Annotated in this window: 27 protein-coding genes; 19 read left to right on the top strand and 8 right to left on the bottom strand. The window is 67.1% G+C overall.

The genetic code is table 11. The annotated features are described in order from the left end of the window. Positions 1–6: 6 nt before the first annotated feature. The 5 genes from exaC to AC5Y46_RS17525 all read left to right on the top strand — a co-directional run bounded on the left by exaC (position 7) and on the right by AC5Y46_RS17525 (position 4,166). Positions 7–1,530: an acetaldehyde dehydrogenase ExaC gene (gene exaC, locus AC5Y46_RS17545; protein WP_499992393.1), complete on the top strand. Its 1,524-nt coding sequence runs from the start codon at positions 7–9 to the stop codon at positions 1,528–1,530. 85 nt (positions 1,531–1,615) lie between these two features. Next, positions 1,616–1,894 carry a putative holin gene (locus AC5Y46_RS17540; RefSeq protein ID WP_499944720.1) on the top strand — a complete coding sequence of 93 codons (279 nt, stop codon included), beginning with the start codon at positions 1,616–1,618 and terminating at the stop codon, positions 1,892–1,894. After that, positions 1,887–2,447 (top strand): hypothetical protein, encoded by a 561-nt coding sequence (locus AC5Y46_RS17535; protein ID WP_499992392.1) that lies wholly within the window; start codon positions 1,887–1,889, stop codon positions 2,445–2,447. The genes AC5Y46_RS17540 and AC5Y46_RS17535 overlap by 8 nt, the downstream gene beginning before the upstream one ends. 23 nt (positions 2,448–2,470) lie before the next feature. After that, positions 2,471–3,880: a dihydrolipoyl dehydrogenase gene (gene lpdA / locus AC5Y46_RS17530; protein ID WP_499944722.1), complete on the top strand. Its 1,410-nt coding sequence runs from the start codon at positions 2,471–2,473 to the stop codon at positions 3,878–3,880. Positions 3,881–3,884: 4 nt separating this feature from the next. Next, the gene (locus AC5Y46_RS17525; RefSeq protein WP_499992391.1) at positions 3,885–4,166 is read left to right on the top strand and encodes a hypothetical protein; all 282 of its coding nucleotides are present in this window, start codon (positions 3,885–3,887) and stop codon (positions 4,164–4,166) included. Here AC5Y46_RS17525 and AC5Y46_RS17520 read toward each other — a convergent pair. Next, complete coding sequence (locus AC5Y46_RS17520) at positions 4,157–4,744, bottom strand: carboxymuconolactone decarboxylase family protein (RefSeq protein ID WP_499992390.1); 588 nt, start codon at positions 4,742–4,744, stop codon at positions 4,157–4,159. The genes AC5Y46_RS17525 and AC5Y46_RS17520 overlap by 10 nt on opposite strands. Next, on the bottom strand, positions 4,741–6,168 hold the full coding sequence (gene ramB / locus AC5Y46_RS17515; protein ID WP_499992389.1) for an acetate metabolism transcriptional regulator RamB: 1,428 nt from the start codon (positions 6,166–6,168) through the stop codon (positions 4,741–4,743). Before ramB ends, AC5Y46_RS17520 begins: the two co-directional genes overlap by 4 nt. A 140-nt stretch (positions 6,169–6,308) precedes the next feature. Here ramB and AC5Y46_RS17510 point away from each other — a divergent pair, with 140 nt between their 5' ends. From AC5Y46_RS17510 to AC5Y46_RS17500, 3 genes are all read left to right on the top strand, one after another. Beyond that, the gene (locus AC5Y46_RS17510) at positions 6,309–7,103 is read left to right on the top strand and encodes an acyl-ACP thioesterase domain-containing protein (protein WP_499992388.1); all 795 of its coding nucleotides are present in this window, start codon (positions 6,309–6,311) and stop codon (positions 7,101–7,103) included. A gap of 271 nt (positions 7,104–7,374) precedes the next feature. Beyond that, positions 7,375–8,661 carry an isocitrate lyase gene (gene aceA, locus AC5Y46_RS17505; protein ID WP_499944727.1) on the top strand — a complete coding sequence of 429 codons (1,287 nt, stop codon included), beginning with the start codon at positions 7,375–7,377 and terminating at the stop codon, positions 8,659–8,661. A 96-nt stretch (positions 8,662–8,757) separates the two neighbouring features. After that, a complete protein-coding gene (locus AC5Y46_RS17500; RefSeq protein WP_499944728.1) occupies positions 8,758–9,609 on the top strand; it encodes a 3-hydroxybutyryl-CoA dehydrogenase in 852 nt (283 codons plus the stop codon). A gap of 12 nt (positions 9,610–9,621) precedes the next feature. Here AC5Y46_RS17500 and pcaA read toward each other — a convergent pair whose 3' ends face one another. Both pcaA and AC5Y46_RS17490 read right to left on the bottom strand, forming a co-directional pair. Beyond that, a complete protein-coding gene (pcaA, locus tag AC5Y46_RS17495) occupies positions 9,622–10,485 on the bottom strand; it encodes a cyclopropane mycolic acid synthase PcaA (RefSeq protein ID WP_499992387.1) in 864 nt (287 codons plus the stop codon). Between the two features lie 149 nt (positions 10,486–10,634). Then, the gene (locus tag AC5Y46_RS17490; protein WP_499944730.1) at positions 10,635–11,360 is read right to left on the bottom strand and encodes a TetR/AcrR family transcriptional regulator; all 726 of its coding nucleotides are present in this window, start codon (positions 11,358–11,360) and stop codon (positions 10,635–10,637) included. A gap of 137 nt (positions 11,361–11,497) precedes the next feature. Between AC5Y46_RS17490 and AC5Y46_RS17485 the strand changes: the two genes are divergently transcribed. From AC5Y46_RS17485 to deoC, 6 genes are all read left to right on the top strand, one after another. Further along, on the top strand, positions 11,498–12,853 hold the full coding sequence (locus tag AC5Y46_RS17485; RefSeq protein WP_499992426.1) for a DUF445 domain-containing protein: 1,356 nt from the start codon (positions 11,498–11,500) through the stop codon (positions 12,851–12,853). Positions 12,854–12,940: 87 nt separating this feature from the next. Next, complete coding sequence (locus AC5Y46_RS17480; protein ID WP_499992425.1) at positions 12,941–13,360, top strand: helix-turn-helix domain-containing protein; 420 nt, start codon at positions 12,941–12,943, stop codon at positions 13,358–13,360. A gap of 302 nt (positions 13,361–13,662) precedes the next feature. Next, positions 13,663–14,319 (top strand): heparin-binding hemagglutinin, encoded by a 657-nt coding sequence (locus AC5Y46_RS17475; protein WP_499992386.1) that lies wholly within the window; start codon positions 13,663–13,665, stop codon positions 14,317–14,319. Between the two features lie 82 nt (positions 14,320–14,401). Next, the gene (locus AC5Y46_RS17470) at positions 14,402–14,686 is read left to right on the top strand and encodes a DUF2516 family protein (protein ID WP_499944732.1); all 285 of its coding nucleotides are present in this window, start codon (positions 14,402–14,404) and stop codon (positions 14,684–14,686) included. A gap of 3 nt (positions 14,687–14,689) precedes the next feature. Continuing rightward, positions 14,690–15,085 carry a DUF2599 domain-containing protein gene (locus tag AC5Y46_RS17465; protein WP_499992385.1) on the top strand — a complete coding sequence of 132 codons (396 nt, stop codon included), beginning with the start codon at positions 14,690–14,692 and terminating at the stop codon, positions 15,083–15,085. Next, a complete protein-coding gene (gene deoC, locus AC5Y46_RS17460) occupies positions 15,085–15,759 on the top strand; it encodes a deoxyribose-phosphate aldolase (RefSeq protein ID WP_499944734.1) in 675 nt (224 codons plus the stop codon). The genes AC5Y46_RS17465 and deoC overlap by 1 nt, the downstream gene beginning before the upstream one ends. 1 nt (position 15,760) lies before the next feature. On the opposite strand, the gene AC5Y46_RS17455 is transcribed toward deoC, so the two are convergent. The 3 genes from AC5Y46_RS17455 to AC5Y46_RS17445 are packed head-to-tail and all read right to left on the bottom strand — an operon-like array spanning position 15,761 to position 18,156. Further along, complete coding sequence (locus AC5Y46_RS17455; protein ID WP_499944735.1) at positions 15,761–16,801, bottom strand: LmeA family phospholipid-binding protein; 1,041 nt, start codon at positions 16,799–16,801, stop codon at positions 15,761–15,763. Next, entirely contained in the window at positions 16,798–17,616 is an 819-nt protein-coding gene (locus tag AC5Y46_RS17450; protein WP_499992384.1) for a carbon-nitrogen hydrolase family protein, read from the bottom strand. The genes AC5Y46_RS17455 and AC5Y46_RS17450 overlap by 4 nt, the downstream gene beginning before the upstream one ends. 24 nt (positions 17,617–17,640) lie before the next feature. After that, positions 17,641–18,156, bottom strand: coding sequence for a DUF2505 domain-containing protein (locus AC5Y46_RS17445; protein ID WP_499944737.1), 516 nt, complete (start codon positions 18,154–18,156; stop codon positions 17,641–17,643). A gap of 26 nt (positions 18,157–18,182) precedes the next feature. Between AC5Y46_RS17445 and AC5Y46_RS17440 the strand changes: the two genes are divergently transcribed. Both AC5Y46_RS17440 and AC5Y46_RS17435 read left to right on the top strand, forming a co-directional pair. Further along, complete coding sequence (locus AC5Y46_RS17440; RefSeq protein WP_499992383.1) at positions 18,183–19,268, top strand: UDP-N-acetylmuramate dehydrogenase; 1,086 nt, start codon at positions 18,183–18,185, stop codon at positions 19,266–19,268. A gap of 120 nt (positions 19,269–19,388) precedes the next feature. After that, complete coding sequence (locus AC5Y46_RS17435) at positions 19,389–20,666, top strand: L,D-transpeptidase (RefSeq protein ID WP_499944784.1); 1,278 nt, start codon at positions 19,389–19,391, stop codon at positions 20,664–20,666. Here AC5Y46_RS17435 and AC5Y46_RS17430 read toward each other — a convergent pair. After that, on the bottom strand, positions 20,647–21,402 hold the full coding sequence (locus AC5Y46_RS17430; RefSeq protein ID WP_499992382.1) for an SDR family NAD(P)-dependent oxidoreductase: 756 nt from the start codon (positions 21,400–21,402) through the stop codon (positions 20,647–20,649). The two genes, AC5Y46_RS17435 and AC5Y46_RS17430, sit on opposite strands and share 20 nt — an antisense overlap. A gap of 182 nt (positions 21,403–21,584) precedes the next feature. Between AC5Y46_RS17430 and AC5Y46_RS17425 the strand changes: the two genes are divergently transcribed. Genes AC5Y46_RS17425 through AC5Y46_RS17415 form a run of 3 tightly spaced genes read left to right on the top strand, consistent with a single transcriptional unit; the run spans position 21,585 to position 24,796 of the window. Next, positions 21,585–22,910, top strand: a complete 1,326-nt coding sequence (locus AC5Y46_RS17425) for an ROK family protein (protein ID WP_499992381.1) — start codon at positions 21,585–21,587, stop codon at positions 22,908–22,910. A 42-nt stretch (positions 22,911–22,952) separates the two neighbouring features. After that, a complete protein-coding gene (gene mshA, locus AC5Y46_RS17420; protein ID WP_499992380.1) occupies positions 22,953–24,287 on the top strand; it encodes a D-inositol-3-phosphate glycosyltransferase in 1,335 nt (444 codons plus the stop codon). Further along, positions 24,284–24,796: a type III secretion system chaperone family protein gene (locus tag AC5Y46_RS17415; protein WP_499992379.1), complete on the top strand. Its 513-nt coding sequence runs from the start codon at positions 24,284–24,286 to the stop codon at positions 24,794–24,796. The genes mshA and AC5Y46_RS17415 overlap by 4 nt, the downstream gene beginning before the upstream one ends. Positions 24,797–24,810: the final 14 nt, after the last annotated feature.

Below are 24,810 nucleotides of genomic sequence, written 5' to 3'. Positions count from 1 at the left end.
GAACAGATGACTGTCTTCGCACGTCCGGGTGCTGCCGATGCGCTGATGTCATTCGAATCGAGGTACGGGAACTTCATCGGCGGCGAATGGGTTGCGCCGGCCGCCGGCCGGTACTTCGAGAACCCGACGCCGGTCACCGGCCAGGCGTTCTGTGAGATCCCGCGGTCCGACGAGACCGACGTCGAGAAGGCGCTGGACGCCGCGCACGCCGCGGCGCCCGCCTGGGGAAAGACTGCCCCCGCCGAGCGGGCCGCGATCCTGAACAAGATCGCCGACCGCATCGACGAGAACACCGAGGCGCTGGCGGTGGCCGAGGTGTGGGACAACGGCAAACCCATCCGCGAGACGCTGGGAGCCGACATCCCGTTGGCCGGGGACCACTTCCGGTATTTCGCCGCGGCCATCCGCGCCCAGGAGGGCGCGCTGTCCCAGATCGACGAGGACACCGTCGCCTACCACTTCCACGAACCGCTCGGCGTCGTCGGCCAGATCATCCCGTGGAACTTCCCGATCCTGATGGGCGCCTGGAAGCTGGCTCCGGCGCTGGCGGCCGGCAACGCGATCGTGCTCAAACCCGCCGAACAGACCCCGGCCTCGATCCTGTACCTGATGTCGCTGATCGGTGACCTGTTGCCGCCCGGGGTGGTCAACATCGTCAACGGCTTCGGCACCGAGGCCGGCAAGCCGCTGGCCTCCAGCAACCGGATCGCCAAGGTCGCGTTCACCGGTGAGACCAGCACCGGGCGGCTCATCATGCAGTACGCCAGCCAGAACCTGATCCCGGTCACCCTGGAACTCGGCGGCAAGAGCCCCAACATCTTCTTCTCCGACGTGATGGCCGCCAACGACGACTTCCAGGACAAGGCGCTGGAAGGGTTCACGATGTTCGCGCTCAACCAGGGCGAGGTGTGCACCTGCCCGTCGCGCAGCCTGATCCAGTCCGACATCCACGACGAGTTCCTGGAACTCGCGGCGATCCGCACCAAGGCCGTCCGGCAGGGCGATCCGCTGGACACCGAGACCATGCTGGGTTCGCAGGCTTCCAACGATCAGCTGGAAAAGATCCTGTCCTACATCGACATCGGCAAGGACGAGGGCGCGCGCGTGGTCACCGGCGGTGAGCGCGCGGAGCTGGGCGGCGACCTGTCCGGGGGCTTCTACGTGCAGCCGACGATCTTCAGCGGCAACAACAAGATGCGGGTCTTCCAGGAGGAGATCTTCGGGCCTGTCGTCGCCGTGACGCCGTTCGACACCTACGACGACGCGATGGGCATCGCCAACGACACGTTGTACGGGTTGGGCGCGGGAGTGTGGAGCCGCGACGGCAACACCGCCTACCGCGCCGGGCGCGAGATCAAGGCCGGCCGGGTGTGGGTCAACTGCTATCACGTGTATCCGCCGCACTCGGCCTTCGGCGGCTACAAGCAGTCCGGCTTCGGCCGCGAAGGACACAAGATGGCGCTCGAGCACTACCAGCAGACCAAGAACCTGTTGGTGTCCTATTCCGACCAGGCGATGGGCTTCTTCTGACGGACAGTTCGAGGCCATCTTGTGATCGGTGACGCGCCGGGAAGGTACCCGATCGCGCGGCGGTGAGTCAGTAAGGTCGTACACCGTGATTCCCCTTCCGCGGGCGTGGTTGTTGGCCGGCGGCATGCTCGCCGGGATTGCGGTCGGGCAACTGCTTGCCGTGGCATCCCGCGTGCTGATCGACGTCCGGATCCGACCGGACGTCGCGATCGCGCTGGTGGTCGGGATTCCCAGCGTGATCGGGCTGTCGGTGATCCTGTTCTCCGGACGGCGCTGGGTGACCATGGCCGGGGCGGCGATCCTGGCGTTGGCGCCCGGCTGGTTCGGGATGCTCGTCGCTCTGCAGGTGGTGTCCAGTGGCTAGCTCGAAGGTCGAGCAGGAGCTCGAATCCGGCCCGGGGACCGAGGCTTTCGTGCCGGACTTCGACGACGGCGAGCCCTCGGTGCCGTTCGTGCCGGACTTCGACACCGACTCCCAGGCATTCGTGGCATTGGCGGGCCTCGACGAGGCGGAGCCGGAACCGGAGGCACCAGACGAGCCCGAAGACGAGCCCGAGGTCTCGCCGGGACCGGTTGCCGTCCCCGGCCGCTATGTCTACCTGAAGTGGTGGAAGCTGGTCCTGGTGCTGTCCGGAGTGTGGTCGATCGCCGCGGTGTTCGGCCTCAGCTTGTACTACTGGTGGTATCACGACCTGGACAAGACGCCGTCGATGTTCGTGGTGTTCGGCTACGTGGTGGTGTGCACGGTCGCCGGCCTGATCCTGGCGATGGTGGAGTCCAAACCGTTGATCGCCGCGCTGTCGATCGCGGTGCTGTCGGCGCCGTTCGCCTCGGTCACCGCCGCAGCCCCGCTCTACGGTTACTTCTACTGCGAGCAGGTGGCGACCCCGTGTCTGATGGGCGTGGTGCCCGAATAACCTGCCACCGTTAGGGTGAACTGGTGACTTCTCACTATGACGTCGTCGTTCTCGGAGCAGGTCCCGGCGGGTACGTAGCAGCCATCCGTGCCGCGCAGCTCGGTCTGAAAACCGCCATCGTCGAGCCGAAGTACTGGGGCGGTGTCTGCCTCAACGTCGGCTGCATCCCGTCGAAGGCGTTGCTGCGCAACGCCGAACTGGCCCACATCTTCACCAAGGAAGCCAAGGTGTTCGGCATCAGCGGTGAGGCCACCTTCGACTTCGGCGTCGCCTATGACCGCAGCCGCAAGGTCGCCGAGGGCCGGGTCGCCGGCGTGCACTACCTGATGAAGAAGAACAAGATCACCGAGATCCACGGCTACGGAAAGTTCACCGACGCCAACACGCTGCAGGTCGAACTCAACGACGACGGGGGCACCCAAGAGGTCACCTTCGACAACGCCATCATCGCCACCGGCGCCAGCACCCGGCTGGTGCCGGGCACGTCGCTGTCGGAGAACGTCGTCACCTACGAGAAGCTGATCCTGACCCGCGAACTGCCGTCCTCGATCATCATCGCCGGCGCCGGCGCCATCGGCATGGAGTTCGGCTACGTGCTGAAGAACTACGGTGTGGACGTCACCATCGTGGAGTTCCTGCCGCGCGCGCTGCCCAACGAGGACGCCGACGCCTCCAAGGAGATCGAGAAGGCGTTCAAGAAACTGGGCGTCAAGATCCTCACCGGCACCAAGGTCGAATCCATAGATGACAGCGGTTCCAGCGAAGGTGGCGTCACCGTCACCGTCAGCAAGGACGGCAAGTCCGACGAACTCAAGGCCGAAAAAGTGTTGCAGGCCATCGGGTTTGCTCCCAACGTCGAAGGCTACGGCCTGGACAAGGCCGGCGTCGAACTCACCGACCGCAAAGCCATCGGCATCACCGACTACATGCAGACATCCACCCCGCACATCTACGCCATCGGCGACGTCACCGGCAAACTGCAACTGGCCCACGTCGCCGAGGCCCAGGGCGTTGTGGCGGCCGAAACCATCGGCGGCGCAGAGACTTTGGCGCTGGGCGACTACCGGATGATGCCGCGCGCCACGTTCTGCCAGCCCAACGTCGCCAGCTTCGGCCTCACCGAGGAACAGGCCCGCGACGAGGGATACGACGTGGTGGTGGCCAAGTTCCCGTTCACCGCCAACGCCAAGGCGCACGGCGTGGGCGACCCCAGCGGGTTCGTCAAGCTGATCGCCGACGCCAGGTACGGCGAACTCATCGGCGGGCACCTGGTCGGCCACGACGTGTCCGAGTTGCTGCCCGAACTGACCCTGGCGCAGAAGTGGGACCTCACCGCCAACGAGCTGGCCCGCAACGTCCACACCCACCCGACCATGTCCGAGGCGCTGCAGGAGTGCTTCCACGGGCTGGTCGGTCACATGATCAACTTCTGACGGCATGGCGACCCGGACCTCCGAGACGATCGTCGGCGCCGTCGGTGGTGTGGTGGCGGGCTACATCCTGTGGCTGGCCGCGATCACCGTCGGAGACGATTTCACGACGGTGAGCAGGTGGAGCGTCTTGGTGCTGCTGGGGTCCGGCGCGCTGGTGGCCGGAGCGGTGCTCGGCGGACTGGTGATGCGCTGGCGTCGCAAGCACGGTTGGGCGGCGTTCGCGTTCGGGCTGCCGATTCTCCCGCTGGTGCTGTCGCTGGCCGTGCTGGCCAACATCTATCTGTGATCGGCCGGGTTGTCCAACGGGATTCCGAGCGCGGTGATCGTCGCGGCCAGTCCGTCGTAATGCGTTGCCAGCATGCAGAATTCGATCAGCCGGGGCCGGTTCAGGTGCGCCGCGAGCTGCTGCCACGTCTCGGCGCCGATGGTCCGGTCCTTGATCAACTCGTCGGTCGCGTTCAACAGCGCCTGCTGACGCGCACTGAGCACCCTGCGCGGCCCGTCGCCGGCCGGCGGGTCCGGCCAGGCGAAGATCGCGGCCTGCGTCTGGGCGTCCAGTCCGGCCTGGCGGGCCAGTCTGCGATGGTGCTGTAGCTCGTATTCGCAGGACCGCAGATGCGCGACCCGCAGGATCACCAGTTCGGTGTCGATCGTGGGCAGCCGTCCCCGCAGGATCCGGGCGCCGTAGAGCAGCCACGTCCAGAACAGCGACTGCCGGTAGCCCAGGGTGGTGAACAGATGCATCTCCGGTGCGCGGACAGTACGCGCGCCCAGTTTGGCCAGCACCCAGTTGACCGGGCCCAGTTGGCGGAACCGACCGGGCGGGATCCGCACGACCGCACCCCCGCTCTGGTCGCTGGTCATGCGTGCCGCACCAGGTAGGGCGACACCGTGCTGCGGTGCTCGTCGAGATCCAGTGCGCGTCCCAGGGCGGGGAACGCCCGCTGCGGGCAGTCGTCGCGTTCGCAGACTCGGCAACCCGCGCCGATCGGCGTCGCGGTGCTCTTCGGGTCCCCGGACAAATCGAGTCCTTCCGAATAGACGAGTCGGTGCGCGTGGCGAAGCTCGCAACCCAGGCCGATCGCGAAGGTTTTGCCGGGCTGACCATACCGGGCCGCGCGCCGCTCCACGGTGCGGGCCACCCAGAGATAGTTGCGGCCGTCGGGCATCTGGGCGATCTGTACCAGGATCTTGCCCGGGTTGGCGAAGGTCTCGTAGACGTTCCACAGCGGGCAGGTGCCGCCGGTCGAGGAGAAGTGAAAACCCGTGGCGGACTGGCGTTTTGACATGTTGCCGGCGCGGTCCACCCGGACGAACGACAGCGGCACGCCGCGCATCGAGGGCCGCTGCAGCGTGGAGAGCCGGTGCGCGATGGTCTCGTAACTCACCGAGTAGAACGCCGACAGCCGTTCGACGTCGTAACGGAAATTCTCGGCGACGTCGTGAAATTGGCGGTAGGGCAGCACCGTCGCCGCGGCGAAGTAGTTGGCCAGCCCGAGCCGGGCCAGGGTGCGTGACTCGTCGCTGGTGAACTTGCCCGCTTCGACCAGGCCGTCGATCAGGTCCCCGAACTCGAGGTAGGCCAGCTCGGCGGCCATCTTGAACACCTGCTGGCCCGCCGCCAGATGGTTGCTGAACTCCAGCGTCTTGGTGGCGGGGTCGTAGCGGTGCAGCACGTTCTCACCCAGATCGATGCGCCGGGTGATGTGCACGCCGTGCACCTCGGTGAGCCGGCGGGTCAGTTCGCGGGCGAGATCGGCCTGGTGCATCCGCATCTTGGCGGTCAGGTCCTCGGCCGCGGTGTCGAGTTCGTGCAGGTAGTTCTGGCGTTGGTAGAAGTAGTCGCGCACCTCTTCGTGCGGCATGGTGATCGATCCGCTGCCGCTGCTGCCGTCGAAGTACCGCTCCTCGGTGGCGGCGGCCAGTTGGGCGGTGGTGAGTCGGTAGCGCTGATGCAGGTTGACGATCGCGCGGGCCAGGCCCGGGTGCGCGTTGACCATCTCGGCGACTTCGGTGGGGTCCACGTCGATGTCGAGGTCGCGGTCCAGCGTCACCTCCCGCAGTTCGGCGACCAGGCGGGTGGCGTCCTGCGAGGCGAAGAACGTCGCGTCCACCCCGAACATCTCGGTGATCCGCAGCAGCACCGCCACCGTGAGCGGACGCACGTCGTGTTCAATCTGGTTGAGATAGCTCGGCGAGATGTCCAGCATCTGGGCCAGCGCGGCCTGGCTGAATCCACGCTCGTTGCGCAGCTGCCGGACCCGGGCGCCGACGAACGTCTTGGACACCCACGGCAGCCTACGCCTGGTTGCGAAGAGGTGCTTGGCAAAGTTTGCAGGTTGGTGTTTGCGCGGGGCCATTGGCATGATTCGCTTCGGCCTTGCCGGGTAAACCCGGAAGGCACCGACGGATTAGGGGAGTTGCCGCCGTGAGTTTGGACAAACAGTTGATGCCGGTGCCGGACGGCCACCCCGATGTCTTCGACCGCGAATGGCCGCTGCGGGTGGGTGACATCGACCGCACCGGTCGGCTGCGGCTGGACGCGGCCTGCCGGCACATCCAGGACATCGGTCAGGACCAGCTACGGGAGATGGGTTTCGAGGAGACCCATCCGCTGTGGATCGTCCGGCGCACCATGGTCGACCTGATCCGGCCCATCGAGTTCCAGGACATGCTGCGCTGCCGGCGCTGGTGCTCGGGGTCCTCCAACCGCTGGTGTGAGATGCGGGTCCGGGTCGACGGCCGCAAGGGCGGGCTGATCGAGTCCGAGGCGTTCTGGATCCACGTGAACAAGGAAACCGAGATGCCGGCCCGGATCTCCGACGACTTCCTGGCCGGTCTGCACAAGACCACGTCGGTGGACCGACTCCGCTGGAAGGGTTACCTCAAGCCGGGCAGCCGCGACGACGCCGTCGAGATCCACGAATTCCCGGTCCGGGTCACCGACATCGACCTGTTCGACCACATGAACAACTCGGTCTACTGGAGCGTGGTCGAGGACTACCTGTTCACCCACTCCGAGCTCCTGAACGGCCCGCTGCGGGTGACCATCGAACACGAGGCCCCGGTCGCGCTGGGCGACAAGCTGGAGATCATCTCCCACGTGCATCCGGCCGGATCCACCGAGAAATTCGGTCCCGGCCTGTCCGACCGCACTGTTACAACGCTCACATATGCCGTCGGTGACGAGACGAAAGCCGTCGCCGCGCTGTTCGCTCTCTAACAGTACGAGCGTTCTGTTAAATTACCGTTGACCTGCAGTTCTTGTTACTGCCCGGTAGCTTCTGAACCGGTTCAGTAGATTTGCGGCTTCGCAGACTTCACAAAATGACCGGAAGTCATAGCCGAAATTTGCAAGTGAAATGGGTGGACCTGCAGGAATTCGCTGTGCCAAGGTCGTGTTAGCACACAAGTGAAGTTGGGTCCCGAGCGTCCGGTCGGACGGAGCGGTGGGCCATCAGCAATCAGTAGTAACACCGGTAAGGAGCTGTCCAATGTCTGAAGTTGGCACCCCCAAGAGCGCTGAAGCAATCCAGCACGACTGGGACCACAACCCCCGCTGGAAGGGCGTCGAGCGCACCTACACCCCCCAGGACGTCGTCGCGCTCCAGGGCCACGTCGTCGAGGAGCACACCCTGGCCCGCCGCGGCGCGGAGGTGTTGTGGGAGCAGCTGCACGAAATGGACTTCGTCAACGCGCTGGGCGCGCTGACCGGCAACATGGCCGTCCAGCAGGTCCGCGCCGGGCTGAAGGCGATCTACCTGTCCGGTTGGCAGGTCGCCGGCGACGCCAACCTGTCCGGTCACACCTACCCCGACCAGAGCCTGTACCCGGCCAACTCGGTGCCGCAGGTGGTGCGTCGCATCAACAACGCGCTGCTGCGCGCCGACGAGATCGCCAAGGTCGAGGGCGACCGTTCCGTGCAGAACTGGCTGGCGCCGATCGTCGCCGACGGTGAAGCCGGCTTCGGCGGCGCGCTCAACGTCTACGAGCTGCAGAAGGCCATGATCGCCGCCGGTGTCGCCGGTTCGCACTGGGAGGACCAGCTGGCTTCGGAGAAGAAGTGCGGCCACCTCGGCGGCAAGGTGCTCATTCCGACCCAGCAGCACATCCGCACCCTGACCTCGGCCCGGCTGGCTGCCGACGTCGCCGGTGTGCCGACCGTGGTCATCGCGCGTACCGACGCCGAGGCCGCCACGCTGATCACCTCCGACGTCGACGAGCGGGACCGTCCGTTCATCACCGGTGAGCGCACCAACGAGGGCTTCTACCGGGTCAAGAACGGCCTGGAGCCCTGCATCGCCCGCGCCAAGGCCTACGCGCCGTACTCCGACCTGATCTGGATGGAGACCGGCACGCCGGACCTCGAGCTGGCCAAGAAGTTCGCCGAGGGCGTCAAGAGCGAGTTCCCCGACCAGATGCTGGCCTACAACTGCTCGCCGTCGTTCAACTGGCGCAAGCACCTCGACGACGACACGATCGCCAAGTTCCAGAAGGAGCTCGGTGCGATGGGCTTCAAGTTCCAGTTCATCACGCTGGCCGGCTTCCACGCGCTGAACTACTCGATGTTCGATCTGGCCCACGGCTACGCCCGCAACCAGATGAGCGCCTACGTGGAGCTGCAGGAGCGCGAGTTCGCCGCCGAGAGCCGTGGCTACACCGCCACCAAGCACCAGCGCGAGGTGGGTGCGGGTTACTTCGACCGCATCGCCACCACGGTGGACCCGACCTCGTCGACCACCGCGCTCGCGGGCTCGACCGAAGAGGGTCAGTTCCACTGAGTTAGGTTGAGTTAGTCTGCCGAGCAGACGCAAAAGCACCCTTTTGCGGCGCAAAAGTGGTGCTTTTGCGTCTGTTCGCGGTTAGAAGGAGGCACTGTGATCGAGCGAGTCGGGGTTGTCGGGGCCGGCCAAATGGGTTCCGGTATTGCCGAGGTGTCGTTGCGCGCCGGCGTGGGTGTGACGGTGTTCGAGACCACCGAGGCGCTGGTCACCGCGGGCCGCAACCGCATCGTCAAGTCGCTCGAGCGCGGCGTCAGTGCGGGCAAGATCACCGAGCGCGAGCGCGACCGCGCGCTGGGTCTGTTGAGCTTCACCACCGACCTCGCCGACCTGGCCGACCGGCAGTTGGTGATCGAAGCCGTCGTCGAGGACGAGAAGGTGAAGGGCCAGATCTTCGCCGAGCTGGACCGGGTGATCACCGATCCCGACGCCGTGCTGGCCTCCAACACCTCGAGCATTCCGATCATGAAGATCGCCGCGGCCACCCAGAACCCGCAGCGGGTGCTCGGGTTGCACTTCTTCAACCCGGTCCCGGTGCTGCCGCTGGTCGAGTTGGTGAGCACGCTGGTCACCGACCAGGCCGCCGCCGAGCGCGTCGAGGAGTTTGCCAGCGGCGTGCTGGGCAAGCAGGTGGTGCGCTGCTCGGACCGTTCCGGTTTCGTGGTGAACGCGCTGCTGGTGCCCTATCTGCTGTCCGCGATCCGGATGGTGGAGGCGGGATTCGCGACGGTCGAAGACGTCGACAAAGCCGTGGTGGCCGGGCTTTCGCACCCGATGGGTCCGCTGAAACTATCCGATCTCGTCGGCTTGGACACCCTCAAGCTGATCGCGGACAAGCTCTACGAGGAGTTCAAGGAGCCGCACTACGGGCCGCCGCCGCTGTTGCTGCGGATGGTGGAAGCGGGTTTGCTGGGTAAGAAGTCCGGGCAGGGTTTCTACAAGTACTGAGACAACCCAGAGTTACTTCTGCAGGGTGAACTGGTCGACGTCGGTGTAGCCCTGCCGGAAGAGCTTCGCGCAACCCGTCAGGTACTTCATGTAGCGGTTGTAGACCTTCTCCGACTGGATCGCGATCGCCTTCTCCCGCTGGGCTTCCAATGCCGTCGCCCACGTCTCCAGGGTCCGCGCGTAGTGCAGCTGCAGCGACTGGATCCGTGTCGTGGTGAACCCCGCGGCGCCGGCATGCTCCTCGACCACCGGAACCGTGGGCAGATCACCGCCGGGGAAGATCTCGGCCAGGATGAACTGGCTGAAGTGCACGATTTCATGGGTCAACGGCAGCCCCTTGGCCCGGGCCTCGCGCATGGTCGGCCGCACGATGGTGTGCAGCAGCATGATGCCGTCGCTGGGCAGCACCTCGTTGGCCATCTTGAAGAACCGCGGGTAGCGCTGGCGCCCGAAGTGCTCGAAAGCGCCGATCGAGACGATGCGGTCGACGGGCTCGTGGAACTTCTCCCACCCCTCGAGCAGCACCCGCCTGGTGCGGGGCGTGTCCAGCTCGTCGAACTTCTTCTGGACGTGGATGGCCTGGTTCTCCGACAACGTCAAGCCGACGACGTTGACGTCGTATTTCTCGATCGCGCGTCGCATGGTGGCGCCCCAGCCGCAACCGATGTCCAGCAGCGTCATACCGGGCTCGAGGTTCAGCTTGCCCAGGGCGAGGTCGATCTTGGCGTACTGAGCCTGTTCCAGCGTCATGTCGTCCCGCTCGAAATAGGCGCAGCTGTACGTCTGGGTGGGGTCCAGGAAAAGCCGGAAGAAGTCGTCGGAGAGGTCGTAGTGCGCTTGCACGTTGCCGAAATGCGGCGTGAGCTGCACGGCCATAAACGAAGTGCCTTTCTGTTATCGGGCGGTGCCAGGCACGACTTCCCGATGTATTCCCTGCATGTTAGCCGCTGTCGACACCCCCAGTCGCCCTCATCCTTGAGCCGACGGGGCGACGCAGGGGTCGCAAAGTCCCCCCGTGCCCGGACCTAACCCGGGTTCGAGCTCTGTTTGAGCTGCTCCCAGGCGGGCACGATCGGCGACGGATGCGCCTGTTCGCGGAACTTGTCGAGCGATCCGCCGGCCTCCACGATCCCGCACAGCGCGCTCCAGCTCAACATCGTCAGGTAGTCGATCAGCTCGTCGCTGCTCATCCGCGGGTCCGACATCCAGGAGTGGGTGGCCAGTTGCACCCCTCCGACGATCAGATACGCCCACGGCTCCACCCCGCCGGTGTCCATGCCGGCCTCGCGCATGCGCCGGCGCAGCATCACCGCGATCATGCGGGCGATGATCCGCTCCGAGTCGGCGATCACCTTGCTCTTGCTGCCGGAGCTGTTGGCCATCACGAACCCGTACGGCTCGGGTTCGGCGGCCATGGTCTCGACGTACACCCGGATCACCTCGCGCGTCAGCTCATAGCCGTCCAGATTCGACGACAGCGCCGCGGCCATGTTCGGAATCAGGGTGGTCTGCGCAAAGCGCATCATCACGGCCGTCGTCAGGTCGTTCTTGTCGACGAAGTAGCGGTACAGCACCGTCTTGGAGACCCCGATTTCGGCGGCGATCTCGTCCATGCTCAGAAAGCGGCTCTGTCGGCGAATCGCCTCGATCGTCCCGTCGACGAGCTCATTGCGGCGCTCCACCTTGTGCTGGTGCCACCGCCGCTTGCGACCGTCGGTCTTTGCGGTGCGAGCCGGAATATGCTGTGCCACTGTCGCCGGATCCCATTCGTCTAGTCGCATCGATACTACGGCTTGGTGGGGTCGGTCTGGTGGACGTGCCGGAGTGCGTGAGTGCTTCCGACCAGTGTGGGTAACACTAACCGGTGGTCGCGATGACAGATGATGGTGTGGTGGCACACAGAGTTGACGGTCCGGGCGCAGGCGGGAACGCGCGGCCGCCCGAGGGCCGGCCGAACCGCACGTCGTTCGCGGAGTCGTTCGCCGGGGCCGATGCGCAAGCCGACGCCGAACGACGCACCGCGCTGCGCCGGATGAAGGCCGTCGCGTTGGGCTTCCTGCTCGGCGCCACGGTGGTGTTCCTGCTCTGCCGGTGGGCCAATGCGCACGGGACCGCGCCGCAGTGGGTCGGCTACGTCGGGGCGGCAGCCGAGGCGGGCATGGTGGGCGCGTTGGCGGACTGGTTCGCGGTGACGGCCTTGTTCAAGCACCCGCTGGGCATCCCCATTCCGCACACCGCGATCATCAAGCGCAAAAAAGACCAGCTCGGGGAGGGCCTGGGCACCTTCGTGCGGGAGAACTTCCTGTCGGCGGAGGTCGTGGAGAACAAGCTGCGCGACGCGCAGGTGCCGAGCCGGCTCGGCAAATGGCTGGCCGAACCCGCGCACGCGCAACGGGTGGCGGCCGAGACGGCGACCGTGCTGCGGGTGCTGGTGGAACTGCTGCGTGACGACGACGTACAGCAGGTGATCGACCGGATGATCGTGCGCCGCATCGCCGAACCGCAGTGGGGCCCACCGGTGGGCCGGGTGCTGCAGACGCTGCTGGCCGAGAACCGTCAGGAAGCGCTGATCCAGTTGTTGGCCGACCGGGCGTTCCAGTGGTCGCTGAACGCCGGGGTGGTGATCCAGCGGGTGGTCGAGCGCGATTCGCCGACCTGGTCGCCGCGCTTCGTCGACCATCTGGTCGGCGACCGTATCCACCGCGAGTTGATGGACTTCACCGACAAGGTGCGCCGCAGCCCCGACCACGAGCTGCGCCGGTCGGCCACCCGCTTCCTGTTCGAGTTCGCCGACGACCTGCAGAACGATCCGGACACCATCGCGCGGGCCGACGCCGTCAAAGAGCAACTGATGGCCCGCGAAGAGGTCGCCAATGCGGCGGCGTCGGCGTGGCGGACCCTCAAACGACTGGTGCTCGAAGGCGTCGACGACCCGTCCAGCGCATTGCGTGGCCGCGTCGCCGACGCGGTGATCCGCATCGGGGAGTCGCTGCGCGACGATGCGGAGTTGCGCGACAAGGTCGACAACTGGATGGTGCGTGCCGCCCAGCATCTGGTTTCTCAATATGGGGTAGAGATCACAGCGATCATTACCGAGACGATCGAGCGTTGGGATGCCGAGGAGGCGAGCCGGCGCATCGAGCTGCATGTGGGGCGTGACCTGCAGTTTATCCGGATCAACGGGACGGTGGTCGGTGCTCTGGCGGGCCTGGTGATCTACACCGCGGCGCAGTTGCTGTTCTGACCGGGTGCTAGCAAGCGCTTGCAATTGCAAGCACTTCTCCGTAGCCTGGCAGGGGTAAGCGATCAAACCGACGCAAGGAGTGAAGTGGTGCCGCCGGAGGAGAAGTTGGGCACCAAGGTGTCCACCAAAGCCTCCGATGTGGCCTCGGATATCGGTAGCTTCATCAGGTCGCAGCGCGAGACGGCGCAGTTCTCGATGCGCCAGCTCGCCGAGCGTTCGGGTGTCAGCAACCCCTACCTGAGCCAGGTCGAACGGGGATTGCGCAAGCCGTCCGCCGACGTCCTGGCCCAGATCGCCAAGGCGCTGCGCGTTTCCGCCTGGGTGCTCTACGAACGCGCCGGCATGCTCGACGCGAGCGAGACCAGCCAGGTACGGGACACGATCATCGCCGACACGGCGATAACCGAGCGTCAGAAGCAGGTTCTGTTGGACATCTACGCGTCCTTCCTTCAGCAGAACGAGGCTAACCGTGAGGAGTGTCCGATCGAACCCGACAGAGAAGACTGACCAGCCCGTAGGGCCGACTCCCCGGCTTGTCGCCTCGGCAGTGACGTCCGCGACAGTTGTAAATCAACGGCCGTTCGGGTAACCAAAACGAAGGGGAAACCGTCGTTTCAAGTTTGCTGGCCACGCCGGGCAACTGAACCCGGTTCCCACCGACCCGACTATCCAGGAGGTTTCCGGCAAGTCGCGTGACCGACGTCAATCCGCGGGTCTTGACAACTCCGCCCCCCAGGAGCCGCCTCTTGCGCCTACTTCCACACCGTGAGAAATAACCCCGATATCGAAATCAATGAAAGGAACAACCAATGGCTGAGAACACCAACAACATCGAAGATCTCCGCGCCCCGCTGCTTGCCGCGCTCGGTGCTGCCGACCTGGCCCTCGCCACGGTCAACGACCTGCTCGCCAACCTGCGCGACCGCGCCGAGGAGACCCGCAGCAACCTGCGTGAGCGCGCCGAGGAGACCCGCACCGACACCCGCAGCCGGGTCGAGGAGAGCCGCGCTCGCCTGACCAACCTGCGCGAGGACCTGCCCGAGCAGATCGGTGAGCTGCGCGAGCGCTTCACCACCGAGGAGCTGCGCAAGGCCGCCGAGGGCTACCTCGAGGCCGCCACCTCCCGCTACAACGAGCTGGTGGAGCGCGGCGAGTCCGCCCTGCAGCGGCTGCGCAGCCAGTCGGCGTTCGAGGACGCCTCCGCTCGCGCCGAGGGCTACGTGGACCAGGCCGTCGAGCTGACCCAGGAAGCCCTGGGCACCGTTGCCTCGCAGACCCGCGCGGTCGGCGAGCGCGCCGCCAAGCTGGTCGGCATCGAGCTGCCCAAGAAGGCCGAGGCCGCTGCCGCTCCGGCCAAGAAGGCCGCGCCGGCTCCGGCTGCCAAGAAGGCTCCCGCCAAGAAGGCCGCTGCGGCCAAGAAGGCGCCCGCCAAGAAGGCTCCGGCCAAGAAGGTCACCCAGAAGTAGCCTCACTAACTCGACTCCGAGTCGCTGTCCGTCAGCGGCTCGGAGTCGACGTTTCTGCGGCGTCCCGCATAGGGTGGTGGGCGTGCAAGTTGTCGGTACGGTCATGTGGGTCTTGTGGATCGCCGTCGTCGTGACGACGGTCTACGCATTGGTCAACGCTTCGCTCCAACGGTCGGACGCGTACATGGCAGCAGACAAGCAAACCAAGCCTGTTTGGCTGGCAATCTTGGCGGGCGCGCTGGCGCTCTCGGTACTTCTGTACGGCGTGCTGGGCGTGATGGCACTTGCGATCACGGCAGTGGCAACCGGCGTGTACTTGGTCGACGTGCGGCCCAGGTTGCTTGAGGTGCAGGGCAAGTCCCGCTAGCGAATGAAGCCGCTGATCTGTGCGCCGGCGGCGGCGCTGCTGTCGTTGCTGGGGGCGGTGCCCGCGGCTGCCGACCCGGCGTACGTCGACCACACCGAATGGGTTTCCTGGGGTGCAGGGCCGAGCTTGCGGGTCTACCCGACCCCGACGGCCCGCGCCGTCGCCCGGGAACAGGGAACCGCCGCGGCGGCCGACGCGGCCTGGGCGGAGGTGCTGGCCCGGTCGCCGGAGGCTGACACCCCCGGCATGCGGGCACAATTCGTCTGCCACTGGCAATTCGCCGAACTCGCCCAACCCGGCAAGACCAGCTGGAACCTGGAACCGTGGCGGCCCGTCGTAGACGACGCCGGAATGGTCGCGTCCGCCTGCAACCCGGGCGGCCGGGAGGAGCCGTTCTAGTGCCCGACCAACTCACTCGCCGCCAGCTGGCCGCACTCGTCGACCACACGCTGCTCAAACCGGAAGCCACCCCCGCCGAGGTGACCGCGCTGGTCGCCGAGGGCGCCGAACTCGGCGTCTACGCGGTCTGCGTGTCACCGCCGATGGTGCCGACCGCCCTGGCCGCCGGCGGGGTGCGGGTCGCCGCCGTCGCCGGCTTTCCGTCGGGCAAGCATCTGCCCGAGGTCAAGGCGCAGGAAGCAGCCGCGGCCGTCGCCGCCGGCGCCACCGAGATCGACATGGTCATCGACGTCGGCGCCGCGCTGACCGGTGACTTCGACGCGGTGCGCTCGGACATCGCGACGGTGCGCGCCGCGACGGATGGTGCGGTGCTCAAGGTGATCGTGGAGTCGGCCGTGCTGCTCGACCGGGCAGGCGAGCAGACGTTGAGCGAGGTCTGCCGCGCCGCGCGCCAGGCCGGCGCCGACTTCGTCAAGACGTCCACCGGGTTTCACCCGGCGGGCGGCGCGACGGTGCGTGCGGTGGAGGTGATGGCCGCGACGGTCGGCGGCCGGCTGGGCGTCAAGGCCAGCGGCGGCATCCGCACCACCGGCGACGCGATCGCGATGCTCGACGCCGGCGCCACCCGGCTGGGGCTGTCCGGTACCCGGGCGGTGCTGGACGGTCTGCGCTAACTCACAGATCGGCGAAGCAGGGATCGGTCTCGCCGGCGGGAATCGTGGCGTTGCGTGAGGAGAAGTGAACCACCACGTCGCTGTCGGTGACGTCGACACTGTCCGCTTTGATACCCAGCGGGAGCTTCGTGGTCAGGTCCGACGTGTATTCGTCGAGCGAGGACTGCACCGACTCCTTGGGCAACTTGAAGCCCAGCGCGTTGAAGCTGATGATCTCCAGCTTCAGTCCCCCGTTGGACACCGTCGGCTTGGCGACGATGTCGTTGAGGGTGCCTTTGAGTTCGACGGTCTTGTCGGCCGGATGCGTGGTCACACTTCGGGTGACGAATTCGCCCACCACGGGAATCGCGTTCTGCACGGTCTGCTTGATGCCGTCGGCCGTCCAGGTGATCGTCGCGTCGATCGCGCCGATCGTGCCTTTGGAGTCGGCCGTGTTGTTGAGTTTGACGTCTTTGATGCTGAGCTGCAGCTTCATGCCCTTGGCGTCTTTGATCTGGTTGCCGGCCGTCTCGATATTGATGTTGGTGTAGTGGTCGGTGATCACCTGCCACGTCACCAGCGGCGTCACCCCGAACGACGCCGTCGCCTCGTCCTTGACCTTGCACGCCGTCGCGGCCGCGATTTTGTTGTTGGCCTTGTTCCGGATGAACAGCTCGACGCCGATCAGCCCGGCGATGACGATCGCCAGGACGATGATCAGGACCAGCACGATCGACAGCGGGTCGCGAAATGAGCGCTTCTTTTTCTTGACCTCGCCCTGCGTGTCGGCGGGCGTGGCCAGCGGAGTCGTTTTGCTTGCAGCCGGGCCTGGCGGCGGCGGCTGGTTGGGCCGGCGGGTGTTCGCGTTGCCCAACGCGAAATTCTCGGTCGGTTGTGACGAGGGGGGCGGCTGCGGTTGCTGTCCCCGTCCGCCGCGGGGGTCGCCCGGGTTCGGTCTGGCGCCGTAGGGGTCGGATGCCGGGGGGCGGCCGAGCGGACCCTGATCGCCAGGTCGCGCCCAACCCGATGGGCCGTCTTTCCGTGGTCCCTGCGGAGTCGTCACCCCCGTGATTCTGCCCTATCGGGCTGCTGAAATGTTGCCCGGTTTCGCAGGACAGCGATCTTGTCCCGGGCCGCGGCCACCAGGTCGAGGTCGATGTCGGCGACCACCAGTTGCGGGTCGGCTCCGGCCGAGGCGATCACCTCGCCGAACGGGGACGCCACCAGGCTGCCCCCTACTCCGGTGGGTGCCCCCGACCCGTCCACCGCATCACCCGGGTCCGCCTGGCCGGCCGCGGCGATGAAACACGTCGAGTCCACGGCCCGCGCCCGGGACAGCAGCGTCCACTGCTCGAGTTTGCCCGGACCCGAACCCCAGGACGCGCACACCACGATCAGCTGGGCACCGCGGTCGGCGAGTTCGGTGTAGAGCGCGGGGAACCGGACGTCGTAGCAGGTCGTCAAACCGACCCCGACACCGTCGACGGTGACCACCACCGGGTCGGATCCCGGTGCGACGGTACGGGATTCGGTGAAGCCGAACGCGTCGTAGAGGTGGATCTTGTCGTAGCGGGCGTCGGTGTCCGGTCCGGCGGCGATCAGCGTGTTGGTCACCCTGCCGTCACCGGACGGAGCGAACATGCCTGCGACGACGGTGATGCCCGCCTCGGCCGCGATTCGCCGGACGCCCTCGGCCCACGGCCCGTCCAGGTCCTGCGCGACGGGTTTGAGCGAGACACCGAATCGGCACATGGTCGCCTCCGGGAACACCACCAGCTTCGCGCCCGCCGCGGCCGCCCGGCCGGTGTAGTCGCGCACCAGCTCCAAGTTCTGCGTCGGGTCGGTACCGCTGAGAATCTGGGCCAGTGCGATCCGCATGAGTCTCAGCTTAGGGAGGTGGGCTCAGACGTTGTTCGCGATCCACTCGGTGGTGAAGCGTTGTTCCAGGATCATCAGCTCGCGCAACTGCGTGCCGATCAGATGCTCCAGCTTGCCGCCGATCAACGGAACACGCACCTGGATGGTGACGTTCGCGGCCATCCGGGAACCGCCGGTCTCGGCGTCGGGCGAGAGCACAGCGGTACCCCACAGGCTGACCGGCGCATCCACCAGCGAACTGCGGATGGACGCGGTCGCGATGCCGTCCTCGACCGGTCCCCAGCTCTCCTCCCGCCGGACGCACAGATCGCCGCGGTGCAGCTGGGTGACCAGGGCCGGAAGATTCTGCCGATAGACCCGCTGCAGGGTCACCACCGAGATGCTGTCCTCGGCCTCACCCAGGCGCATCTCTTCCAGCGTGGCGACGTCGACCGGGGTCTCGTCCAGCCGCGCCAGCCAGTACTGCTCCTCGTGGAACGCCCGGTGAACTTCCTCGACGCTGCCCTGGTAGACAGCCGACATGTCGAATGAGCGCGGCATATTTGTTCACGCTACCGTTACCGCCCGTGGTGGGTTCGCTATTTGCCGGTGCGCGCGTCACCGAATCGGTGCCGTTGGCGCCGTACACCACATTGCGGGTTGGGCCCGTAGCGCAGCGCGTAATTACTTGCGAGAGCAGCGATCAGGTGATCGCGGTGTTGCGCAAACTGGACTCCGACGACCACAACGCGAAGAACGCTCCGGTGCTGGTGTTTGCTGGCGGGTCCAACCTGGTGCTCGGGGACTCCGTTGCGGACCTGACGGTGGTGCGCCTGGCCAACGACGGCGTGGTCGTCGACGGCAACCTTGTGCGCGCGGAAGCAGGCGCGGTGTGGGACGACGTGGTGCGCCGGTCCATCGAGGCCGGCTTGGGCGGTTTGGAATGCCTGTCGGGCATTCCGGGTTCGGCGGGAGCCACTCCGGTGCAGAACGTCGGGGCCTACGGCGTAGAGGTCTCCGACACCCTCACCCGGGTCCGGTTGCTGGATCGGCGCAGCGGCGAGGTGCGCTGGGCGCCCGCCGAGGAGCTGGGGTTCGGCTACCGCACCAGCATCCTGAAACGGGCGGACGGGCTGGACCTGCCGGCCGTGGTGCTGGAAGTGGAATTCGCGTTGGATCCGTCGGGGCGCAGTGCGCCGCTGCGCTACGGGGAGCTGACCGCCGCGCTGGGAGCTCAGAGCGGTGAGCGCGGGGACCCCGAGACTGTCCGGGCGGCGGTGCTGGCGTTGCGGGCGCGGAAGGGAATGGTGCTCGACGCGGCCGACCACGACACCTGGAGTGTGGGATCGTTCTTCACCAACCCGGTGGTGAGCCCGGCCGACTACGAGCGACTGGCCGCCGCGGCCGGCGTACCGGTGCCGCACTATCCGGCGACGGACGGCGTCAAACTGGCAGCCGGCTGGCTGGTGGAACGAGCCGGGTTCGGCAAGGGCTATCCGAATGAGGACGCCCCGTGCCGGCTCTCCACCAAGCACGCGCTGGCTCTGACCAACCGGGGCACCGCCACTGCCGAGGACGTGATGGTAGTCGCCCGCGCTGTGAGAGATGGGGTTCGTGATGTGTTTGGTATCACACTGAAACCGGAACCTGTCCTGGTCGGTTGCGTTTTGTAGCTGCTAGTTTCATCCGCAAGCCCCTGGCGCGCGTCTTTGCGATGGGGGCCGAACGTGTTTCGCCCGGTATCTTTAGTTGTCGTGAGCAACCCCAGCGCGCCTCCGCCGATCAACCGGCGCATGGCTTTGACGGCCCTCGGGCTCGGCGTGCTGGCGCCCAGCGTACTGGCCGCGTGCGGCGGCAAAGTCGCCCAGCAGTCCGAGAGCAAGCCGCCGCCGGCCCCTCGGCTGAACTTCCAACCCGTCCTGGACGGGCAATCCGCCCAGGACGTGGTGCCGGTCGCGCCGATCAGCGTCGCGGTCAGCGACGGATGGTTCCAGCGGGTCGCGCTGACGAATTCGGCCGGCAAGCCGGTGGCCGGCACGTTCAACTCCGACCGCACCGTCTTCATGACCACCGAGCCGCTGGGCTACGACAGCACGTACACCTGGAACGGGTCGGCGGTCGGCCACGACGGCAAAGCGGTCCCGGTGACGGGCAAGTTCACCACGGTGACGCCGAAGAAGAAGATCGACGGCGGATTCCAGCTGGCCGACGGGCAGACCGTCGGCATCGCGGCGCCGGTCATCATCCAATTCGACGCGCCGATCAGCGACAAGGCCGCCGTCGAGCGGGCTCTCACCGTCACCACCAACCCGCCGGTGCAGGGCAGCTGGGCGTGGTTGCCCGACGAGGCCAAGGGCGCCCGGGTGCACTACCGTCCGCGCGAGTACTACCCGGCGGGCACCACGGTGAACGTCGAGGCGAAGTTGTACGGCGTGCCGTTCGGTGACGGCGCTTACGGCGCGCAGGACTTCTCGTTGAACATCAATATCGGGCGCCGCCAGGTGGTCAAGGCCGAGGTCTCCTCGCACCGCATCCAGGTCGTCACCGACGCGGGCGTGATCATGGACTTCCCGTGCAGCTACGGCGAAGCCGACAAGGCGCGCAACGTCACCCGCAACGGCATTCACGTGGTCACCGAGAAGTACGCCGACTTCTACATGTCCAACCCGGCCGCCGGTTACAGCAACGTGCACGAGCGTTGGGCGGTGCGGATCTCCAACAACGGCGAGTTCATCCACGCCAACCCGATGAGCGCGGGCGCGCAGGGCAACAGCAACGTCACCAACGGGTGCATCAACCTGTCGACCTCGGATGCCGCCGAATACTTCCCGACGGCGATGTACGGCGACCCGGTCGAGGTGACCGGCAGCTCGATCCAGTTGTCCTACGCCGACGGCGACATCTGGGACTGGGCGGTGGACTGGGACACCTGGGTGGGTATGTCGGCGTTGCCGCCGCCGGCGGCGCGTCCGCCGGGCACGCAGATCCCGGTCACCGCTCCGGCCACCCCGTCCACGGCGCCGAGCCTGTCCGGCACGCCGACGACCACCACTACTGGGCCAGGTGGTTGAACCGGCGGGTCGCACTGGCCTGGTCGCGGGGTCGGATGACGATCTGGTCCAGGTTGACGTGCGGGGGCCGCGAGGCCACGAACCCGATCACGTCGGCGACGTCGGCTGCCGTCAGCGGCGTCATGCCGGCGTAGACGGCCTCGGCGCGCTGCTGATCGCCGTCGAATCGCACTAGCGAGAACTCCGTCTCGACCGCGCCCGGAGCTATCTCGGTGAGCCGCACCGGCTTGCCCAGCAGCTCCCCGCGCAACGTGCGGTGCAGCGCTCCCTGCGCGTGCTTGGCGGCCGTGTAGCCGGCGCCGCCGTCGTAAATCTCAAGTGCGGCAATGGAAGTCACGGTGACGACCAGCCCGTCGCCGGACGCGATCAGTTTGGGCAGCAGGGCGCGGGTGACCCGCAACGTGCCAAGCACGTTGGTCTCCCACATCCACCGCCAATGCTCCAGGTCGGCCTCGGCGACCGGTGCCAGCCCTTTTGCCCCTCCGGCGTTGTTGACCAGCACGTCGACGCGGTCCAACGATCCGGCCAGCGCGGCGACGTCGTGCTCGGCTGTGACGTCTGCCACAACCGCGGTACCGCCGAGTTCGGCTGCCAGCGCGTGCACCCGTTCCGCCCGGCGCGCCACCGGAACCACGTGAAACCCTTGTGCCGCAAGTGTTCTGGTGGTGGCTTCGCCGATCCCGGAACTGGCGCCGGTAATCACCGCGATTCGTTTCTGCGCGTCCGGAACCGTCATTGCGACAACTTTAATAAACAGTGCTAGGTTTTCGGTGTGCACCAAAGCGCCTTGTTCCACACGACGACCGCGTGTCTCTACGCGGGCTCGTGTTGTTGTCGCGCAATTTGCCGCGCCTGAACTGACGCAAGTCGCGGGTGTGGCCAGGGACCCGGCCATCAGAACTCGGACAAGGACTGCCAGTGCACTCGACTACTTTCACCCACCATTCCCGTAGCCGCGGTCGTCTGCCGGGCGCGAGCGGACCGCCTCGGTCCTACCGGCAGGTGGTGCCGCCGGCACTGCACCTGTCCGACTCCGCGGCGGCGTCGGTTTTCCGGGCCGTGCGGTTGCGCGGACCGGTCGGCCGCGACGTCATCGCCAACGTCACCTCGCTCAGCATCGCCACGGTGAACCGTCAGGTCATCGCTTTGCTGGACGCGGGTTTGCTGCGGGAGCGCGCCGACCTCGCGGTGTCCGGGGCGATCGGGCGCCCCCGGGTGCCGGTGGAGGTCAACCACGAACCGTTCGTCACGTTGGGCATCCACATCGGCGCCCGGACCACCAGCATCGTGGCGACCGACCTGTTCGGCCGGACGCTCGACACGGTCGAGACCCCCACCCCGCTCAACGCCGCGGGGTCCGCCCTGACGTCGTTGGCGCACAGCGCAAGTCGCTACTTACGGCGCTGGCACCGCCGCCGGGCGTTGTGGGTCGGTGTGGCGATCGGCGGCACTGTCGACAACGCCAGCGGCCTGGTCGACCACCCGCGGCTGGGCTGGCGGCAGGCCCCGGTGGGGCCGGTGCTGGCCGATGCGCTGGGACTGCCGGTTTCGGTGGCATCGCACGTGGATGCGATGGCGGGCGCCGAACTGCTGTTGGGCATGCGACGGTTCGCTCCGAACTCCTCGACCAGTCTGTATGTGTATGCGCGCGAGACGGTGGGCTATGCGCTGGTGATCGGCGGCCGGGTGCACTGCCCGACCAGCGGTCCGGGCACCATCGCGCCGCTGCCGGTGCAGTCGGAGTTGCTGGGCGGCTCGGGTCAGCTGGAGTCCACCGTCAGCGACGAGGCGGTGCTGGCGGCCGCGCGCCGGCTGCGGATCCTGCCCGGGGTGGCCCCGACGAATCGCACCGGCGCGTCCACCGCCGCGATGGCCGATCTGCTGAAGGTGGCGCGTGCGGGAAACCAGCAGGCCAGGGAGCTGCTGGTGGAGCGGGCCAAGGTGCTCGGCGAGGCCGTCGCGCTGCTGCGCGACCTGCTCAATCCCGACGAAGTGGTGGTCGGCGGCCAGGCGTTCACCGAGTACCCGGAAGGGATGGAGCGGGTGGAGCAGGCCTTCGTCGGGCGCTCGGTGCTCACGCCCCGCGACCTGCGCGTCACGGCGTTCGGCAACCGGGTGCAGGAGGCCGGGGCCGGCATCGTCTCGCTGGACGGGCTCTACACCGATCCGCTGGGGGCCATGCGCAGGTCCGGGGCGCTGGCCGAGCGGTTGTCGGACGCCGAACCCGAAGTCCTGGCCAAGTAGGGTCCGGCCCGCGGTCTGCGTGCGCCCTGTAAACATGACAGTGTGCGTTATGCAGGCGAAGACCCGCGCCGAGTTGCCCTGTTAGCGGTACACACCTCGCCGTTGGCGCAGCCCGGTACCGGTGACGCCGGCGGCATGAACGTCTACGTGCTGCAAAGTGCCCTGCACCTGGCCCGTCGCGGCATCGAGGTGGAGATCTTCACCCGGGCCACCGCGTCCGCCGACCCGCCGACCGTGCGGGTGGAGCCCGGGGTGCTGGTGCGCAATGTGGTGGCCGGGCCGTTCGAGGGCCTGGACAAGTACGACCTGCCCACCCAGCTGTGCGCGTTCGCCGCCGGGGTACTGCGCGCCGAGGCCGCGCACGAACCCGGCTACTACGACATCGTGCATTCGCACTACTGGTTGTCCGGTCAGGTCGGCTGGCTGGCCCGGGACCGCTGGGCGGTGCCGCTGGTGCACACCGCGCACACCCTGGCCGCGGTCAAGAACGCCGCGCTGGCCGACGGTGACACCGCCGAACCGCCGCTGCGCACGGTCGGGGAACAACAGGTCGTCGACGAGGCGGACCGCCTCATCGTCAACACCGATGACGAAGCGCGCCAACTGATTTCGTTACACCACGCCGACCCCGCGCGGATCGACGTGGTACATCCCGGTGTCGACCTGGACGTGTTCCGGCCGGGGGACCGTGCGGCGGCCCGCGCCGCGCTCGGGTTCGATCCAGACGAGCCGGTGGTGGCCTTCGTCGGACGCATCCAGCCGCTCAAGGCGCCCGACATCGTGTTGCGTGCGGCGGCGCGGCTGCCCGGGGTGCGCATCGTCGTCGCCGGCGGACCGTCGGGCAGTGGCCTGGCCTCTCCGGACGGGCTGGCGCACCTGGCCCGGGATCTGGGCATCGCAGCCCGCGTGACGTTCCTGCCGCCGCAGTCCCGCTCGGAGCTGGCCAGGTTGTTCCACGCCGCGGATCTTGTTGCGGTGCCGAGTTATTCGGAATCGTTCGGGTTGGTCGCGGTAGAAGCGCAAGCCTGCGGCACCCCGGTGGTGGCCGCCGCGGTCGGTGGGTTGCCGGTGGCGGTGCGCGACGGGATCACCGGCACCCTGGTCTCCGGTCACGAGGTCGGCCGGTGGGCCGAGGCCATCGGCCACCTGTTGCGGGTCGGTGCCGGACCGCAGGGTTGGGCGATGAGCCGCGCCGCGGCCCAGCACGCGGCCACCTTCTCCTGGGAGAACACCACCGACGCGCTGCTCGCCAGTTACCGGCGCGCCATCGAAGGCTTCGATGCCGAGCGCCAGCGGCGGGTGCGTGACCTGATGAACAGGGATGTCGCCAAGCGCAGGCCGCGGCGCTGGACGGCCCGGCGCGGGGTGGGCGCGTGAGTGTCGAGCGGCTGATCGAGGACACGCTGCAAGCCAGCGGCCTGAACTATTCGAAACACGCCGGTGCGCGCGGCGGGCTGCCGGGCATCATCGTGGAACTGCCCGGCGAGCGCAGGCTCAAGACCAACACGATCCTGAGCATCGGCGAGCATTCGGTGCGCGTCGAGGCGTTCGTGTGCCGCCAGCCCGACGAGAACCACGAGGGCGTCTACCGCTTTCTGCTCAAACGCAACCGCCGCCTGTACGGGGTGGCCTACACGCTGGACAACGTCGGCGACATCTATCTGGTCGGCCGGATGGCGCTGACTGCGGTGGACGCCGACGAGATCGACCGGGTGCTCGGACAGGTGCTGGAGGCGGTGGATTCGGACTTCAACACGTTGCTGGAGTTGGGTTTTCGCTCGTCGATCCAGAAGGAATGGGAGTGGCGGGTGTCGCGCGGGGAGTCGCTGAAGAACCTCGAGGCGTTTGCGCACCTGATAGACGACGAGGATGACGCGCAGGTCTGAGCGCGTGAGAGACT

It is taken from the genome of Mycobacterium sp. NGS59 (genome assembly GCF_059812345.1).
This window is presented reverse-complemented; position numbering and strand designations above follow the sequence as displayed.